16 protein-coding genes are annotated in these 17,025 nt (G+C 65.9%); 5 read left to right on the top strand and 11 right to left on the bottom strand.

Translation table 11 applies throughout. The annotated features are described in order from the left end of the window. Nucleotides 1-18: 18 nt before the first annotated feature. From ACV17W_RS15190 to apbC, 10 genes are all read right to left on the bottom strand, one after another. Complete coding sequence (locus tag ACV17W_RS15190; RefSeq protein ID WP_462593162.1) at nt 19-1,179, bottom strand: formate dehydrogenase subunit gamma; 1,161 nt, start codon at nt 1,177-1,179, stop codon at nt 19-21. 12 nt (nt 1,180-1,191) lie between these two features. Beyond that, nucleotides 1,192-1,419 (bottom strand): hypothetical protein, encoded by a 228-nt coding sequence (locus ACV17W_RS15185; protein ID WP_462593161.1) that lies wholly within the window; start codon nt 1,417-1,419, stop codon nt 1,192-1,194. Next, entirely contained in the window at nt 1,416-2,045 is a 630-nt protein-coding gene (fdh3B, locus tag ACV17W_RS15180; protein ID WP_462593160.1) for a formate dehydrogenase FDH3 subunit beta, read from the bottom strand. The genes ACV17W_RS15185 and fdh3B overlap by 4 nt, the downstream gene beginning before the upstream one ends. Before the next feature lie 11 nt (nt 2,046-2,056). Further along, nucleotides 2,057-5,023, bottom strand: a complete 2,967-nt coding sequence (locus tag ACV17W_RS15175) for a formate dehydrogenase subunit alpha (protein WP_462593159.1) — start codon at nt 5,021-5,023, stop codon at nt 2,057-2,059. A gap of 11 nt (nt 5,024-5,034) precedes the next feature. Next, a complete protein-coding gene (locus ACV17W_RS15170; protein ID WP_462593158.1) occupies nt 5,035-5,238 on the bottom strand; it encodes a twin-arginine translocation signal domain-containing protein in 204 nt (67 codons plus the stop codon). 112 nt (nt 5,239-5,350) lie between these two features. Beyond that, entirely contained in the window at nt 5,351-5,974 is a 624-nt protein-coding gene (locus ACV17W_RS15165) for a TorD/DmsD family molecular chaperone (protein ID WP_462593157.1), read from the bottom strand. Further along, nucleotides 5,971-8,067: a 4Fe-4S binding protein gene (locus ACV17W_RS15160; protein ID WP_462593156.1), complete on the bottom strand. Its 2,097-nt coding sequence runs from the start codon at nt 8,065-8,067 to the stop codon at nt 5,971-5,973. The genes ACV17W_RS15165 and ACV17W_RS15160 overlap by 4 nt, the downstream gene beginning before the upstream one ends. A 21-nt stretch (nt 8,068-8,088) precedes the next feature. After that, nucleotides 8,089-9,009, bottom strand: a complete 921-nt coding sequence (locus ACV17W_RS15155) for a DUF3306 domain-containing protein (protein WP_462593155.1) — start codon at nt 9,007-9,009, stop codon at nt 8,089-8,091. Further along, on the bottom strand, nt 9,006-9,566 hold the full coding sequence (locus ACV17W_RS15150; protein ID WP_462593154.1) for a DUF3305 domain-containing protein: 561 nt from the start codon (nt 9,564-9,566) through the stop codon (nt 9,006-9,008). The genes ACV17W_RS15155 and ACV17W_RS15150 overlap by 4 nt, the downstream gene beginning before the upstream one ends. A gap of 8 nt (nt 9,567-9,574) precedes the next feature. Next, entirely contained in the window at nt 9,575-10,663 is a 1,089-nt protein-coding gene (gene apbC / locus ACV17W_RS15145; RefSeq protein WP_462593153.1) for an iron-sulfur cluster carrier protein ApbC, read from the bottom strand. Nucleotides 10,664-10,842: 179 nt separating this feature from the next. On the opposite strand from apbC, the gene mobA reads away from it, so the two are divergent. From mobA to ACV17W_RS15120, 5 genes are all read left to right on the top strand, one after another. Further along, complete coding sequence (gene mobA / locus ACV17W_RS15140; protein WP_462593152.1) at nt 10,843-11,436, top strand: molybdenum cofactor guanylyltransferase MobA; 594 nt, start codon at nt 10,843-10,845, stop codon at nt 11,434-11,436. Further along, on the top strand, nt 11,433-12,725 hold the full coding sequence (gene moeA, locus ACV17W_RS15135; protein ID WP_462593151.1) for a molybdopterin molybdotransferase MoeA: 1,293 nt from the start codon (nt 11,433-11,435) through the stop codon (nt 12,723-12,725). Before mobA ends, moeA begins: the two co-directional genes overlap by 4 nt. Then, nucleotides 12,722-13,285 carry a molybdopterin-guanine dinucleotide biosynthesis protein B gene (mobB, locus tag ACV17W_RS15130; RefSeq protein WP_462593150.1) on the top strand — a complete coding sequence of 188 codons (564 nt, stop codon included), beginning with the start codon at nt 12,722-12,724 and terminating at the stop codon, nt 13,283-13,285. The genes moeA and mobB overlap by 4 nt, the downstream gene beginning before the upstream one ends. Nucleotides 13,286-13,523: 238 nt before the next feature. Next, entirely contained in the window at nt 13,524-14,279 is a 756-nt protein-coding gene (nudC, locus tag ACV17W_RS15125; protein WP_462593149.1) for an NAD(+) diphosphatase, read from the top strand. Between the two features lie 55 nt (nt 14,280-14,334). Next, nucleotides 14,335-16,224: an LTA synthase family protein gene (locus ACV17W_RS15120; protein ID WP_462593148.1), complete on the top strand. Its 1,890-nt coding sequence runs from the start codon at nt 14,335-14,337 to the stop codon at nt 16,222-16,224. 18 nt (nt 16,225-16,242) lie between these two features. Here the strand turns inward: ACV17W_RS15120 and ACV17W_RS15115 are convergent, their stop codons facing one another. Beyond that, nucleotides 16,243-17,013 carry a class II aldolase/adducin family protein gene (locus ACV17W_RS15115; protein ID WP_462593147.1) on the bottom strand — a complete coding sequence of 257 codons (771 nt, stop codon included), beginning with the start codon at nt 17,011-17,013 and terminating at the stop codon, nt 16,243-16,245. Between the last annotated feature and the right edge of the window lie 12 nt (nt 17,014-17,025).

Genomic DNA, 17,025 nt, shown 5'->3' with positions numbered 1-17,025 from the left:
GAAGGTGCTCCTTGGGGGTCAGGCACCAGCCGGACGGGCGCCGCGGCGCTTGGCTGTCTTAGGGCGTGTGCGCTGCGCCGGGATCTTGCCCGACTTGATGTCTTCGTACCAGACGTCGTGGTGCTCGCGCGCCCAGGTTTCGTCGACATAGCCGGTTTTCATGGCCTTGTAGGCGCCGTGCATGCCGATGGTGCCCAGGTAGATGTGGCCCATGATCATGCACATCATCAGCATGACCGACACGCCGTGCACCATGTGCGCGATCTGCATATTGCCGCGCGTGTAGATCAGCGCGCCCGGCACGACGCGGTCGAGGAACAGCCCCGAAGCCACCACAATGGCGCCCAGAAGCAGCATGCCGAACCAGAACATCAGCTTCTCGCCAGCATTGAATCGGCCCGCGGGCACGTGCTGCGCCTTCAACAGACCGCCCCCCTTGCGCAGCCAGGTGGTGTCGTACCGCCGCCATACGTTGTCTCGGGCAAAGGTGACCAGCACCACCAGCAGCGACACGGCGAACACCGGCCCGACGAAGTTGTGGATGGTCTTGAGCACCCAGGTCAGCCAGCCGAACAGCGCGCTGCCCATCCAGGGCAGCATGATATGCCGCCCGAAGGCCATGACAATGCCCGATATGGCCAGGATGACGAACGCCGCCGCGTTGACCCAGTGCGCCGCCCGTTCAAAGTAGGTGAAGCGCTCGATCTTGCGGCCGGTTTCGGCCTCTTGCAGCTTGATGGGGCCCTTGGCCGCGTAGAACAGCAGAATGGCCACCAGCGCAATCAGCAACAGGCCGCCGCCATAGGGAATGATCCAGTGGTTGCGTACCTGCCGCCAGGCTTCGCCTGCATTGGTATACAGCGAGCCGGGATACTGAACGAAACGCTGGATCAGCACACCGGCTTCGGGCGCCTGGCTGCGTGGCAGGCTGCTGTATCCGGCTTCACCGGAATTGACCTGGCGCCACATCGGGGCGTTGTTGCCGGGCTGCACCTGGGCGCGCTGCGCGTTGTTCTGTTCGGCATAGCCCGGCAACTGCGCAGCGTCGGGCTTCACTTCGAATATATTGGCGCTCTTGATGCCGCCCAGACCGCCATCGGCCGCCGCGGCGCTCTGCGCCGCCGCCGGCGCTGCCAGCGCCGCGCCGATCAGGATTGCCGCGAAGAATGACCGTAACATGGCGACCTCCGGTCAGTGGACCCTGTTGTACTCGTTCTGCCCGCGCTGCGCGCGCAGGTTGAGTTCATGCATCCAGCTGGCTCTGTCGCCAGGTTTCCAGCCCGACGCCACGAAATTGCTGCCCGTGCCCGCATACAGGGGGTCGCCCGTCTTGGTGCCCGAGCGCAATTCTTGCGAGGGTTCGGAGCACGCCGCCAGCGCCAGCACCAGCAGCATCGCAAAGCCTGTGCGTGCGCTCATGATTTGTCCTTTGCGTCGGCGGCCGGCGGCTGCCCGGCCTGTTGCGACCCATAGGCCGTGCCCCAGCCCCAGACTTCGGCGCCCTTGCCACGGTTGACCACCCGGGTACGGAAGATATCGGCCACGACATCGCCGTCGCCTGCGAGCAGCGCCTTGGTGGAGCACATCTCGGCACAGGCAGGCAGTTTGCCTTCGGCAAGGCGGTTGCGCCCGTATTTTTCGAATTCGGCCTCGCTGCCATGTGCTTCAGGCCCGCCCGCGCAGAACGTGCACTTGTCCATCTTGCCGCGCACACCGAAAGTGCCCTGCGAAGGGAACTGCGGCGCGCCGAACGGACAGGCATACGAGCAGTAGCCGCAGCCGATACAGGTGTCTTTGTTGTGCAGCACCAGGCCTTCTTCGGTGTGGTAGAAGCAGTTCACCGGACACACCGCCATACAGGGCGCGTCGCTGCAGTGCATGCAGGCCACCGAGATGGATTTCTCGCCCGGCACGCCATCGTTGAGCGTGACCACGCGCCGGCGGTTCACGCCCCAGGGGATTTCGTGCTCGTTCTTGCAGGCCGTGACGCAGCTGTTGCATTCGATACAGCGCTCTGCATCGCAAACAAATTTCATTCGTGCCATGACGCGTCTCCTCAGGCCTTGGCTATGTTGCAGATGGTGGTTTTGGTTTCCTGCATCATCGTCACAGAGTCATAGCCATAAGTGGTGGCGGTGTTGACTGCCTCGCCGCGTACGACGGGAGCCGCGCCTTCGGGGTAGCTGGACAGCAGGTCGACGCCCTGCCAATGGCCGGCGAAGTGGAAAGGCATGAAAGCAGTGTCGGGCCCGACCCGTTCGGTAACCAGGGCCTGTACGTTCAGGCGCGCCCCCGTGGGGGTGGACACCCAGACACGGTCGCCGTTGCGGATGCCGCGCTCGGCGGCCGCCTTGGGGTTGATTTCGACAAAGCTTTCCTGCTGCAACTCGGCAAGCCAGGGGTTGGACCGGGTTTCGTCGCCGCCGCCCTCGTACTCGACGAGCCGCCCCGAGGTAAGAATGATGGGGAATTTTTCGTACAGCTTGTCGGCCACGTTCTTCTGCTGCAGCGAGGTGTACAGCGTGGGCAGCCGCCAGAACGCCTTGAGGTCGTTATGCGACGGATACTTGGCGATCATGTCCGGCCGCGTGCCATAGATCGGTTCGCGGTGCTGCGGGATGGGGTCGGGGAAGTTCCAGACCACGGCCCGCGCCTTGGCATTGCCGAACGGGTGGCAACCGTGGTTCTGCATGACCACGCGGATGATGCCGCCCGAGGGGTCGGTTTTCCAGTTCTTGCCTTCCGCTGCCTTTCTCTCGGCGTCGGTCAGCTCGTTCCACCAGCCCAGTTTCTTGAGGAGGATGTGGTCGAACTCGGGGTAGCCCGTGGTGAGGTCGGACCCCAAGGAATGCGAACCGTCTTCGGCGAGCAGGTTTTCGCCATCCCGCTCGACCCCGAAGTTGGCGCGGAAGTTGCCGCCGCCGTGCATGACGTGCAGGCTGGTGTCGTACAGGTTGGCGGTTCCGGGGTGCTTGAGCTCAGGGTTGCCCCAGCACGGCCAGGGCAGACCGAAGTAGTCGCCGCTGAGGTCATAGCCGGTTTCCGGGTCTTTGCCGCCCTTGGCGCGCAGGGTCTTCACATCGAACAGATGCATGTTGCGCATGTGGGCTTTCAGCCGCTCGGGGCTCTGGCCGGTGTAGCCAATGGTCCAGACGCAGCGGTTGATTTCGCGCAGCACGTCTTCCGGAATAGGCTCGTCCAGGCCTTTGACCTTCTGCATCTTGTAGTTCTTGACGAATTCCTTGCCGAAGCCAAGCTTTTCGGCGAACTGATACATGATCATCTGGTCGCTGCGGCTTTCCCACAGGGGTTCGATGACCCGGTCGCGCCACTGCAGCGAACGGTTCGAGGCGGTGCAGGACCCGCTGGTCTCGAACTGAGTGGCCGCCGGCAGCAGGTAGACGGCGCGGTTGGGATTGAGATCTTCGGGCTTGCCGGGCATGGCCGCCATGGCGGCCGTGGCGGAGGGATAGGGATCGACCACGACCAGCAGGTCGAGCTTGTCCATCGCGCGTTTCATTTCCAGGCCGCGCGTCTGGGAGTTGGGCGCGTGCCCCCAGTAAAACACCGCGCGCAGATTGGTGGGCTGGTCGATGAGGTCGGGATTCTCGAGCACGCCATCGATCCAGCGCGAGACCGTGATGCCGGGCTTGGTCATCAGATCGGGCGAGGCGTAGCGGCTCTTGATCCATTCGTAATCGACGCCCCAGGCATTGGCGAAGTGCTTCCAAGAGCCTTCGGTAAGCCCGTAGTAGCCCGGCAGCGAGTCGGGGTTGGGGCCCACGTCGGTAGCGCCCTGCACGTTGTCATGCCCGCGAAAAATGTTGGCGCCACCGCCCGAGCGGCCGACGTTGCCCAGCGCGAGCTGCAGGATACAGGACGCGCGCACCATGGCGTTGCCGATGGAATGCTGCGTCTGGCCCATGCACCATACGATGGTGCCCGGGCGGTTTTCATGCAGGGTCTTGGCCACGTTGAACATGGTGGCTTCGTCGACGCCACAGGCTTCTTCGACTTTGTCAGGCGTCCACTTGGCCAGGACGTCGGCCTTGACCTTGTCCATGCCGTAGACACGCGCGTCGATATAGGCCTGGTCTTCCCAGCCATTATTGAAGATGTGGTACAGCAGGCCGAACAGGAACGGAATGTCGGTGCCGGAGCGGATGCGCACGTAGCGGTCGGCCTTGGCGGCCGTGCGCGTGAAGCGCGGATCCACCACGATCATTTTGCAGCCGGACTCTTTGGCGTGCAGCATGTGCAGCATGGACACGGGGTGGGCTTCGGCGGCGTTCGACCCGATGTACAACGCGACCTTTGCGTTCTGCATGTCGTTGTACGAATTGGTCATGGCGCCGTAGCCCCACGTGTTCGCCACGCCGGCCACGGTGGTCGAGTGGCAGATGCGCGCCTGGTGGTCGCAGTTGTTGCTGCCCCAGTAGCTGACGAACTTGCGCATCAGGTAGGCTTGCTCGTTGCTGTGCTTGGACGAGCCGATCCAGTAAACCGAATCTGGCCCGCTTTCCTTGCGCAGCTGCATGAGGCGTTCGCTGATCTCGTTGAGCGCCGTGTCCCAGCTGATGCGCTGGTACTTGCCGTTGACGAGCTTCATGGGGTAGCGCAAACGGTGTTCGCCATGGCCATGTTCGCGCACGGCGGCGCCCTTGGCGCAATGGGCGCCCAGGTTGATGGGCGAATCGAACACCGGTTCCTGGCGAACCCACACGCCGTTTTCGACCACGGCGTCGATGGCGCATCCGACCGAACAGTGGGTACAGACGGTGCGATGAACGCTGGTCTTGGTATTGCCGATGGGCACCTTGCGGTCTTCGGCGGCACGCGCCTGCTTGACCAGCGCCAGCGGCGCAGCCGCCAGGCCGGCGCCTACGCCGATGCCGGAACGCCGCAGGAACGCCCGGCGGTCCATGGTGGGCAAGGCCTGTGCCATGCCGCGGCGCAGGCTCTGCACGAAACTGGACTCGGCCGCGGTATCCCGCGCGGCGTCGGCTTTCTTGGTGAGCAGCATGCCGGGCTCCGTCAGACGAGCGTGGTTTTGTAGTAGCGCTTGACGTGTTCGCTCAAGCGATAGCCGCCACCGCGCTCGGGCTTGGGCGGTGTGCTGGCGGCGGAGGGGGGGTGCGTGGCCGCCCCGGGCAGCGCAGCTGCACCGGCGGCGGCGCTCACTGTGGCAGCGCCAGCCAGAAACGCCCGACGCGAAAGTCGAGGGGTGGTCTTGGGCATGTGCGTCTCCTGTGGGACAGCTAGATATGAAATGCTTTGCATACTGTACCCTTACCCTGCGCCCGGGGCAATGTCCCTCGGGCGAGCAAGGGTTTGATGATCGTGGGCCGCTTCAGGGCAGCATGTCAAAACCCTGTGCTTCTACATCCATGAAATCACGGGTGAAATCTGCGGCGCGCCCATAAAACCGCGCCGCCGGCTGAGCCGCGATGGCGTCACACAGGTCTGACACCCACGGGCGCAAGTGGGCCGCGAAAAAGGCACTTTGCTGCGTGAGATTCGCCGTGGCGGCGTCAGGGCCGGTGATGAGCCAGTGCATCACGACGCACAGGTAGGCGAAGTGATCTTCAGTTTCGGGCATGGCCGGATCGCGCGCCAAGCCCAGCGCGGCCAGGTCGTCGCGCAGCCGGACCAGCGGCTTTTCGTTCAGGAACCCCGCCAGGTAATGCGAACCGAACAAATAGACTTCGGGCTTGCCCACGCCGCCGAACAAGGCGTCGTATTCCGCCTGCACGGCCGGCGCGTCGAGTTCGCGGGCCGCCTCTGACAGGGCATTCCATGAACCTTCAAGCAAGCTTCCCGGCGGGGCTGGCGGGGCAGCACGCAGTTGCGCCAGCACCTCGTCGCCCGGCGCGGCGTAATACAGATGGGCCAGCAGGCCGTAGATCTCGGCGCGCGCGGAGTCTTCGTCGGGGCCGGGGGAGGCGATGGCAGCGGACGGGACGGAGGCGTTCATAAGTCGGTGATCCGGGCTTCGTCGGGCGAAGAATAAAGGTCGATGACACGGCAATCGCCGCACATTTTCAACCGTTCCAGGGCCGCGCCCTTGAACATGGCGTGGCTTCCAAGTCGCTGCAGCATGGCTCCCACGCCTTTCTGGGTTCCGAAGGGCTTGTTGCAGCGCACACAATGGAAGGGCTGGGTCTCGTTGAGCACCACGGTTTCTTTGCGCTGTTCGGTCAGCAGCAGGCGTGGCACCAGCTGGATGGCGTCTTCCGGACAGGTTTTCATGCACAACCCGCATTGCACGCAGTTTTTCTCGATGAAACGCAATTGCGGCAACTGTGGGTTGTCTTGCAAGGCATTCGCGGGGCAGGCGCTGACGCAGCTCATGCACAGTGTGCAGGCCTGGGTGTCAACCGCCACGGCCCCGAAGGGCGCGCCCGCGCCGGGCGCGCCGGCCGGCAGCGGAATGGACTGCGGCAGCGGTTGCGGCGCATGCGCCATCAGGTGGTCGAGCGCCAGATTCAGCGTGGCGCGCTTCTCGGGAGCCGCGGCAAACCGAGCCGCCTGCGCGGGTACGCGCGGCGGACGGGCCACCAGCTGCTGCAGTTCGGCGTCGAGCGCGTCGGCGGTGCCGGCGCGCAGCAGGTGCAGATGCCGGCCCGCATAGCCCATTCCGTTCAGGATGCCCTGCGCCATATCCATCTGCGCCTGCAAGGCATCAAGATACTGGGGCGCCAGCTCATCGGTAGCCAGCACCGCCACCTGCGCCGCGCCGAGGGCAACGGCTGCCAGCCAGAGGTCGGCCCCCAGGCTGGCGGTGTGCCACAACGCCACGGGAATGACATTGGCGGGAACCCCATGCGCCAGTTTCAACTGGGCGGCCCGTCCCAGGGTTTCCACCAGCTGCTGGCCTTGCTGCTGACTATGCAGCAGCAGCACCGCGTCGCGTCCCCCGGCCTGTGCATAAGTGCTCAGCAGGGTGCGCAGCTTGCGAGCCTGGTCGGGGTTGCGAGGATAGGTGTAGGACATGGCACCGGACGGGCACACGGTGGTACAGGCCCCGCAACCGGCGCACAGGTGCGGATCGACCACGATCTGCTGACGCCGCTTGTCGCTGCGTATGGCCTCGGCCGAACAGACATCGACACAGGCATTGCAGCCCACCGTTTCATTGCGGCTATGCGCGCAAAGTGACTGCTTGTAGTCGAAGAATTTCGGTTTTTCGAATTCGCCGACCATATCGCGCAGCTTGAGCAGGGTGGCAGCGTCCTGGCCGTTCCAGGTGAAGTAGCCCTGGGGCGGTTCATGGCGGCGCAGCTGCGGCGTGGCGCCAAGATCGAGCACCAGGTCGAATTGCTCGGTGTAGTGGCGGGGCGGGCGGTCGAAATCGATGGCGCCCGCCACCGTACAGGCGGCCACGCAGTCTCGATGGCCGGTGCACAGGCTGGCATCGACCTGGTAATCGAAACCGATGGCATTCTCGGGACATGCACCCAGGCAGGCATTGCAGCGGGTACAAAGGTCGAGATCGATGGGGTTGTCCTGCGACCACGCCAGTTCGAATGCGCCCAGCCTGCCCTGCAGGCGTTCGAGCTTGCCGGCCAGCACGGGATAGCGGCGCGCCTGCGTGCCGCCGTCGCGCCCCTGGCCCTGCACAAAGAGCGTTACCTGCAGGACATCATCGAGCAGCGCGGCGGCCTGTTCGGCACGATCGAGCGGGCCGATGACCAACAGGCGCCCCGCGCTTCTATAGGTAACGGTAGCCACCGGGTCGGGGTCGGGCAGATGCGCGGCCGCCAGCAGCGCGGCCAGTTTGGGCATGGCTTGCGCGGCATCGCGGCTCCAGCCGCCGGTCTCGCGGATGTTGACGAAGCGCACGGGCGCCACCGCGCCCTCGGTGGCGCGTCCCAGTTCGCCGAACAGGCGCTGCTCTTGGGTACAGGCCACCACCACGGTGTCGGTGCCGCGTACGGCCTGCTGGAAATCGCCCGCCTGGCTGCGGCACAACAAGGAATGCGGCGCGAGCGTTTCGCCCAGTGCGCGGCCGAGTTCGTCGGTCGCCAGCGGCATGGTGCGGTTGCAATCGCAAATTAGCGTAGTCATGGATACGGCTGCATAAAAAGATCAGGCTGGCCGGCGCGACATGCCGCTGGCAGGAAGATCGCCGGAGGACGGCTCGTGACAGACGCCGGGTGAGGCAGGCGCCCGCGGCGGGAAACCGGGACGCCCGGCCGGCCCTGCTTCTGAGGAGGCGCCTGCGCCAGCCTCGGGCGGCGCGCATACGCCAGGAGTTCGCCCCAAGCCCGCGTCCGGCGCGCTCTCTTGCCGCTCAGCTGGCCGGCACGGCTCGGCGACGGACCGGCTCGGCAAGGCGGCGTCTGACAGGTCTTGCGCGGCGGCAGTCGATTGCGCGGCCCCGGCGCAGGCCTCGTCCGCCGCATCCGCCGAAGGCCGGCTCCGGCCCTGCATGTCTGCGTCGGCCTCTTCGCCTGCCGAGGCGCGGCCGGCCGGCTCATCGGCCGGGCTGGCTTGCGGCGCCTGAGCTGCGGCCGGCGCGGGCGCCGGTGCATCGGCGTCGTCGGCGGGATCGAACATGCGCAGGGCATGCGCGCTGGCCAGGCGGCGCAGCATCGACTGCGGCATGGGTTCCATGGCGGAGTAATCGTCGATATAGATGTCAAGGCCGTCCATGATGTTGAAGTGCGGATCGGCGAACAACTTTTTCAGGGCCGCATTCTTGACTTCAGGGGCGACCTGTCGCGATACGAAGGGCGCGAAATCGGAGTCGGACGTCAAGGCACGCACGTCGTCGAGCGTCAGCGCCGGGGCTTCCCGAGCGTCGTCTGTCTCCGCCGGGGCGTGGTGCACTTCCGGGGGCCGCGGTTCGGCGGCGTGAGGCGCGGGCGAAGCAGCGTCGGGCGCCGGGCCGTCAGGCTGGGCGGGCGCGACGGGCGTGGACGCTTCGTCGGACAGCGCGCCCGTGCGGGCAAGCGACTTGCGGCGCGCCCAACGGTGCAAAAAGCCGTCGTGCACGGGGTCGCTCATGGCTGGCCTTCGCCGCGGAATTTCTTGACCGTGGACACCGACGCCGGATTACCAAAGCGGTCTTGCAACGATTGGAAGCTGGCGGGGCGCTTGCGCCGCTTGGGCTCCGGCTGGTAGTGCAGCGCGATGAACGCGTTGAGCCAATCGACAATCATGGGCGGCGCCGGCACTTGCTCGACGGTTTCCTGGGCGTCGAGCCAACGGCCGGCATCGTGATAGCTGAGCGTGACGATTTCCGGCTTTGCGCGCGGCTCGCTGCCGTCGGCCGATTCGTGCATGCGCCACATCACGAACCAGCAGGGCGCAGGCGCGCTGGCGTTGAGCACGTAGCCCTCGGCGTCGTCCTTGAACAGGCGCACGGTGTAACCGGGGTGCAGCCAGCGCTCGTGCGCATCATCTTTATAAAGCAGCCGCTCGGTCGTGCCGAAAGTGTCTTCCTGGGCCACCACGTCGTCGAGCACCCAGCGCCATTCCTGCCAGCGCCGCATCGGCCCGTTGATGCGCTCTTTGCGCATCACGACCGCGACGTCGAGAGAAATGGGCAGAGTGGCGCTCATGGGAAACCTTACTTGGCGCGGCTGACCGCGATGGCGGAAAGCTTCGAGGAATGGTCTTTCGCCATGGAGGCGACGGACACCGCCACCTGGCGGGCCACCGCCTTGTAGATGCCGGCGATTTCACCGTCGGGGTCGGCCACCACGGTGGGCTGCCCGCTGTCGGCCTGCATGCGGATGCTGATATCGAGCGGCAGCGCCCCCAGGTAGGCCAGGTTGTAGTCGGCCGCCATTTTCTTGCCTCCGCCCGTGCCGAAAACGTGTTCGGCATGGCCGCACTGGCTGCAGATATGCACAGCCATGTTTTCGACCACGCCCAGGATCGGGACCCCGACCTTTTCGAACATTTTGACCCCCTTGCGAGCATCGAGCAAGGCGATGTCCTGCGGGGTGGTGATGATGACCGCGCCGGTGACGGGCACTTTCTGGCTGAGCGACAGGTGGATGTCGCCGGTACCCGGCGGCATGTCGACCACCAGGTAGTCGAGATCTTTCCAATTGGTCTGGCGCAGCAGCTGTTCAAGCGCCTGCACCGCCATCGGCCCGCGCCAGATCATGGCTTCATCGGAATCGACCAGGAAACCGATGGACATGACCTGCACGCCATAGTTTTCCAGGGGTTCCATGGTGTTGCCGTCTTCGCTTTGCGGGCGCGCGTCGATGCCCATCATGAGCGACTGGCTGGGCCCGTAGATGTCGGCATCCAGAATGCCCACGCGCGCGCCTTCGGCGGCCAGCGCCAGGGCCAGGTTCACGGCCGTGGTGCTCTTGCCCACACCGCCCTTGCCCGAGGCGACGGCGATGACGTTCTTGATGTTGGGCAGCAGCGCGACACCGCGCTGCGCGGCATGGGCGACGATGACCGAACGCAGGTTGACCGAGACGTTGCCGACCCCGGGCACCGTGCGAGCGGCGGCGATCAGGGCGCTGCGCAACGCCGGGATCTGGCTCTTGGCCGGATAACCCAGTTCGACATCGAAGGCGACATCGGCGCCTTCGATCTGGAGATTCTTGACCGTCTTGGGGCTGGCCACCGGGCTGCCCGTGTTGGGGTCGATGACGGCCTGCAAGGCCTGCATTAGAGTGTCGGAAGCGACCATGGGGTCTTGTACGCAAAAAAACGGGAAATGGAAGCCGCTGCCGCGGCCGCTCAGGCCATCTTAGCAGAGGGCTTTGCGTCCCCGCATGAGACTGGACAGAGCTGCGCGGCTGCCTCATCGCGCTGGTCTATACTGGCCGCCGTACCGCGATGTTGAACGCGGCTTTTGCATCGAGTGTCATGATCGATAAAACCGACATCACGGGCCTGATACTCGCGGGCGGGCGCGGCAGCCGCATGGGCGGCGTCGACAAGGGCCTGCAGAACTACCAGGGCATGCCCATGGCCGTGCACGCCCTGCTGCGGCTGGGGCCGCAAGTGGGTCAGGCCATGATCAACGCCAACCGCAACCTGTCTGCCTACGAGGCCATGGGTGTGCCGGTGTGGCCCGACAACCTGCCCGACTTCGCCGGCCCGCTGGCGGGGCTGGCCGCCGGCCTGGAACGCTGCGAAACGCCCTATCTGGTCACCGTGCCCTGTGACTGCCCCCGGTTTCCCCTCGACCTGGTCGAGCGGCTGGCCGGCGAGCTGGCAAGCCACGACGCCGACATCGCCATGGCGGCAACCCTGCAGAATGGCCAGCTGCGCACGCAGCCGGTGTTCTGCCTGTTGAAAAGCGATCTGCTGCCCAGCCTGCTCGCGTTCCTGCAAGACGGTCAACGCAAGATCGACGCCTGGACGGCCATGCACCGATGCGTCGAGGTATGTTTCGACGACGCGCAAGCCTTCGCCGGCGCCAACACGCTGGCCGAACTGCATCAGCTTCCCACATGACCCGCCCCCTGCCCCCCAGCCTGGCGACCATCGCCTCCTGTATCAGCGGCTACGACCCGGCAGCTCTTCCGGTTGCCCAGGCCCGCGCCTTCATCGACCAACTGGTGCCGCGCGTGCGCGCCACCGAAATGCTGCCGCTGCGATCCGCGCTGGGGCGCGTATTGGCCCGCGACATCGTCTCGCACCTGAACGTGCCTGCTCACGACAATTCCGCGATGGATGGCTACGCCTTCGCGGGCGATCAGCTGGCCGCCGACGGCGATACCGAACTGCAGGTGGCCGGTAGCGGCATGGCCGGCACGCCGTTCGCCGGGCACGCCGCCCCGGGGCAATGCGTGCGCATCATGACGGGCGCCGTCATGCCCGCGGGGCTCGATACCGTGATTCCCCAGGAATTCGTGCGCCACGAGGGCGACCGCATCATCATTCCGGCCGGCGCGGTACGTACGGGCGACAACCGCCGCCTGGCGGGCGAAGACCTGGCGGTGGGCGATGTGGCGCTGGCGGCGGGCCGTATCCTGCGCCCGGCCGACCTCGGCATGCTGGCCTCGCTGGGGCAGGCCGAGGTGCCGGTGCTGCGGCGCCTGCGCGTGGCATTCTTTTCCACGGGCAACGAACTGCGCTCGATCGGGGAAACGCTGGACGAAGGGTGCGTCTACGACAGCAATCGCTACACGCTGCACGGCATGCTGCAGCGGCTGGGCGTCGACATCATCGACCTGGGCGTGGTGCGCGACGACCCCCAGGCCCTGGCCGAGGCATTCAGTGCGGCGGCCGCCAGCGCCGATGCCGTCATCACCTCGGGCGGCGTCAGCGTGGGCGAAGCCGACCACACCAAGACCGTCATGGCCGAACTGGGCGACGTGCTGTTCTGGCGAATCGCCATGCGGCCTGGCCGTCCGATGGCCATCGGACGCATCCAGGCCGAGCATGGCGACGCGATACTGTTCGGCCTGCCCGGCAACCCCGTGGCGGTCATGGTCACCTTCTACGCGCTCGTGCGCGACGCATTGCTGGCCATGGCCGGCGCCACGCCCCAGACCATGCCGCTGCTGCGCTGCAAGGCGGCGGGGCCGATCCGCAAGAAACCCGGGCGCACCGAGTACCAGCGCGCCGTCGTCACGCCCGACCCCGATGGGGGCTGGCGGGCAGCCATCACGGGCTCGCAAGGTTCGGGCATCCTGCGCAGCATGAGCCAGGCCAACGGCCTGATGGTGCTGCACCACGAACAGGGCAATGTCGCCGCCGGGGATCTCGTCGACGTCCTGCCGTTCGAGGGCCTGATTTGAACGCCCTGCACCAGCCTCGCAGCACAAGGATCATCGGCTTTGCTGGCTGGAGCGGCGCGGGCAAGACCTCGTTGCTCACCAAATTGATCCCCTGCCTGAAAGCGCGCGGCTACAGCGTGTCCACGCTGAAGCATGCCCACCACGCTTTCGACATCGATACGCCGGGCAAGGATTCCTACCGGCATCGCGAATCCGGCGCCACCGAAGTACTGGTGGCCTCGTCGGCGCGCTGGGCGCTGATGCACGAACTGCGCGGCGCCGCCGAACCCGAACTGGGCCAGTTGCTGGGCGCCATGAGTCCCGTGGACTTCATCCTGGTCGAGGGGTTCAAGCGCAATGCGCACATCAAGATCGAAGTGCACCGGCAAGCGAATGGCAAGCCCTGGCTGTACCCGCAAGACCCCAGCATAGGGGCCGTCGCCAGCGATATCCGCCCGCAAGCCTCAGAGCTGCCCTGGGTACCACTGGACGACATCGAGGCTGTAGCCGACCTGGTGACATCCCTGGCCTGGCCCCTCTCGCTGGCCATCGAACGCCTGGCCGAATCGCCACCCGCCTGAGCCCACCGACGCCCCGCATGGCCGCGCGGCCATGCTCGGGTTGCGCGCGGGCGCGGCGGAACAGCGTGCGCGCCGCCTGCGGAAATGGCGTGCGGGGGCGCCGCCGGCCCTCCACAGCCTGCAGCACCTGACACCTGGTAACGCCTGGGTTCGCGCGCGGCGTCCACCTCGCCCGATCTAGCAGTAAAGTACGCCCTGCGATAAGAATTCGGCTGATACAAACCGCGCGAGGAGCATCTTGAACTTCATATTCCGTGGCAACGAACTGCTGGTGCACGAGGGCGGCCTTGACTTGCCCGATGCCGGCGCTTGTACGGCACTGGGCCTGGCTCCCGAGTCTCTGCAGCAGGTCTGGCTGGACAATCCGTCTATCCGCACCATGCACGTCCCCGCCACGGCCGAGCCCCCCCCGGGCTACGCTTTTCGCAAACTCCGGGCCCTGCTGTCCGAACTGGGCGAGCGCGCCGCACTGGCGGGCCGCGCATTCCAGATCTGCGAATGGGCGCGCACCCATCGGTATTGCGGCGTATGCGCCACACCGATGCAGCCCGCCGGCCATGAATTCTGCATGCGCTGCCCTGCGTGCGGCATGTCCGCCTACCCGCGAATCTCGCCGGCCATGATGGTGCTGGTGCGCAAAGGTGACAGTATTTTGCTGGCGCGCCATGCCACGTACGCCACGGCACGGCATACGGCCCTGGCTGGCTTTGTGGAACCCGGAGAAAGCATTGAAGATGCCATTCACCGCGAGGTCATGGAAGAAGTTGGCCTGAAAGTCGACAAGCTGCGCTACTTCGGCAGCCAGTCGTGGCCGTTTCCCCATTCTCTGATGATCGCCTTCACGGCTGAATATGCCGGCGGCGAGATCCGCGTGCAAGCCGACGAAATCGCCGAAGCCAACTGGTACGGCCCCGGCGACCCCTTGCCCGAGATACCCATGCTCGAATCCATCGCTGGCCGCCTGGTGCGCGCCAACCTGCCCTCCGGCTCCTGAACCTGGTTCAAATCACCGCAACCCCCGGGTAACTTCCGGCGGCCGCGCGCCTCTCATGCGACATTCGACTCTACTGTTCATCATCGCGGCCTACGTGCTGCTGGCGTGCAGCCGCCTGGCGCTCGCCGCCTGGCAATGGCGCCGCGTCAAGAAGGCCGGCGGCCTCAAACCCATCTTGCTGGGCGGCCTGCGCATCGACACGCACCAGATCGCCGTGTTGGCGGCATTGCCCGCCGTGCTGTCGCCATGGCTGGGGCACCTGCCCGCCGCCACCGCGGCCACCAGCATCTGGCTGCAAGTGTGCTGGGTGCTGCTGGGCTTCCTGGAAGTCGCCACGCCGGCGTTCATCACCGAGTACGACTCGCGGCCCAACCGCCTGTTCGTCGAATACCTGAAGCATCCGCGCGAAGTCTCGGGCATGCTGTGGCGCGGTTACAAGGGCGAGCTGGCGGCGGCCCTGGTTGCGCTGGTGGTGCTGGTGGCCCTGGGCCATGCCCTGTTCGGCACACCTGTCCCAGACGCACGCCTGCCATGGTGGCAGATGGGTCTGGGCAGCCTGGGCATCCTCGCTGCCGTCATTCTGGCCATACGCGGCACCCTGGGACACCGGCCCATCAATCCTTCCACGGTGGCCTACTGCAACGATGGCATGCTGAACACCCTGCCGCTGAACTCGCTGTACAACGTGTTCTACGCCGTCTACAGCATGAAGAACGAGAAGTCGGCGGCGGCGGTCTACGGACGCATGCCCGGAGACCGCATGCAGGAAGTGGTGCTGTCACGCGCGGGCCTGCCATACCCGCCGGCCATCGCCACACACCCCAGCGTGCATCACCAGCCGGCTTCACGCCAGCGCCAGCGTCCTGCGAACATCGTGATCATCCTGGAAGAAAGCCTGGGCGCGCAGTACTGCGCCGCACTGGGCGGCGCCAATCTCACACCGCAGCTGGACGCCCTCGCACGCGAGGGTTGGGCATTCACCCGGGCCTACGCGACTGGCACGCGCTCGGTGCGGGGTCTGGAAGCCGTGACCGCCGGGTTCCTGCCCACCCCGGCGCAAGCGGTGCTCAAGCTGCCTGCCGCGCAGCGCGGTTTTTTCACGCTGGCCGACGTGCTCGGGCGCCATGGCTACCACTCGCGCTTCATCTATGGCGGCGAGTCCCATTTCGACAACATGAAGGCGTTCTTCCTGGGCAACGGATTCGATGAGATCGTCGACCGACCCGATTTCGAGAAACCCGCCTTCGTGGGCACCTGGGGTGCGTCAGACGAGGATATGTTCACCCAGCTGGATGCGCGCCTGCGCGCCGACGGCGACCGGCCTTCATTCACCCTGGCATTCAGCGTGTCCAACCATTCACCCTGGGAATATCCGGCTGGCCGCATTGCGGTGGACGGCAATCCCGCCACGGTCGAGAACACGGTGCGCTACGCCGACTGGGCGCTGGGGCAGTTTTTCGAGCGCGCCCGCCAGGCGCCCTACTGGAACGACACGGTATTCCTGGTGGTGGCCGACCACGACTCACGCGTGTTCGGCGACACCCTGATCCCGGTGCGCCACTTCCACATCCCGGCGGTCATCCTGGGCGGCGGCATCGAACCGAGGCGCGACGAGGGCATCATCAGCCAGATCGACCTGCCCCCCACGCTGCTGTCCCTGGCCGGGGTGGCATGCACCCATCCGATGCTGGGCCACGACCTGACGTGCAGCCATCCGGGCCGCGCCATCATGCAATACGAAAGCCACTACGGCTATCTGAAACAAGACAAGCTGCTGGTGCTGCTGCCGGGCAAGGCCCCGGTGCAATTCCGCTATGAAATGCCCGACCGCTATACGGCGATGGACACCGACCCGGCGCTGGCGGAAGAGGCCTTGGCGCACGCCCTCTGGCCCAGCTGGGCGTACCGGGAAGAGAAGTACTGCGTGCCTGAAGGCAGTGCGTGACGGGCGTCGGCCCGGGCCTCAAGTCTGGTAGGACGGGTCGCGGCGATCGAGCATGCGCAGCATGGCCGGCCATTCCAGGATGCCATGCGGGCGCCTGACCTCGGGCTTGTACAGATGCTCGGTCTTTGCCACCACATCGGCATCGGGAATGTTCAGCTCGGTATTGCACGCCATGGCGTCGACTTGCGCGCGGCAGGCCATTTCCAGCCAGTAAATGGTGTTGAACGCCTGGGGAATATCGGCGCCCGCCACCAGCAGGCCGTGGTTTCGTAGGATCATTGCATCACGCTGCCCCAGATCGCGCAGCAGACGCTCGCGCTCGCCAAGATCGATCGCGGGGCCCTCGAAATCGTGATAGGCGATGCTGGCGAACCGCATGGCGGTCTGGGTCAACGGCAACAGCCCGCACTTCAGCGCCGATACCGCCATGCCCGCGCGGCTGTGGGTATGAATGACGCACTGCGCATCGTGGCGCGCGCCATGAACCGCGCTGTGGATGACATAGCCGGCCGGGTTCACGCCATACGCTTTATGCGGGTTCAGCAGCACGTTTCCCGCCACGTCGATGGTGATCAGGCTCGAGGCCGTCACCTCTTCGTACAGGTACCCGTAGGGGTTGATCAGCAGGCGGTCGGCTTCGCCGGGAATGCGGGCGGTGATGTGGTTGTAGATCAGGTCGCTCATCCCGTAGAGCGGCATCAGCCGGTATGCCGCGGCAAGCTCGACGCGGGTGGCCCATTCCTGGGCCGATACGGCGGACTTCACGTCCATCGTGAGGTCTTCATTCATGCGATGTCTCCT

The sequence above is a fragment of the Bordetella sp. MIP270_01_BMS genome (assembly GCF_054958705.1).
Note: the sequence above shows the minus strand (reverse complement) of the source record. Positions and strands in the feature narration are given on the sequence as shown.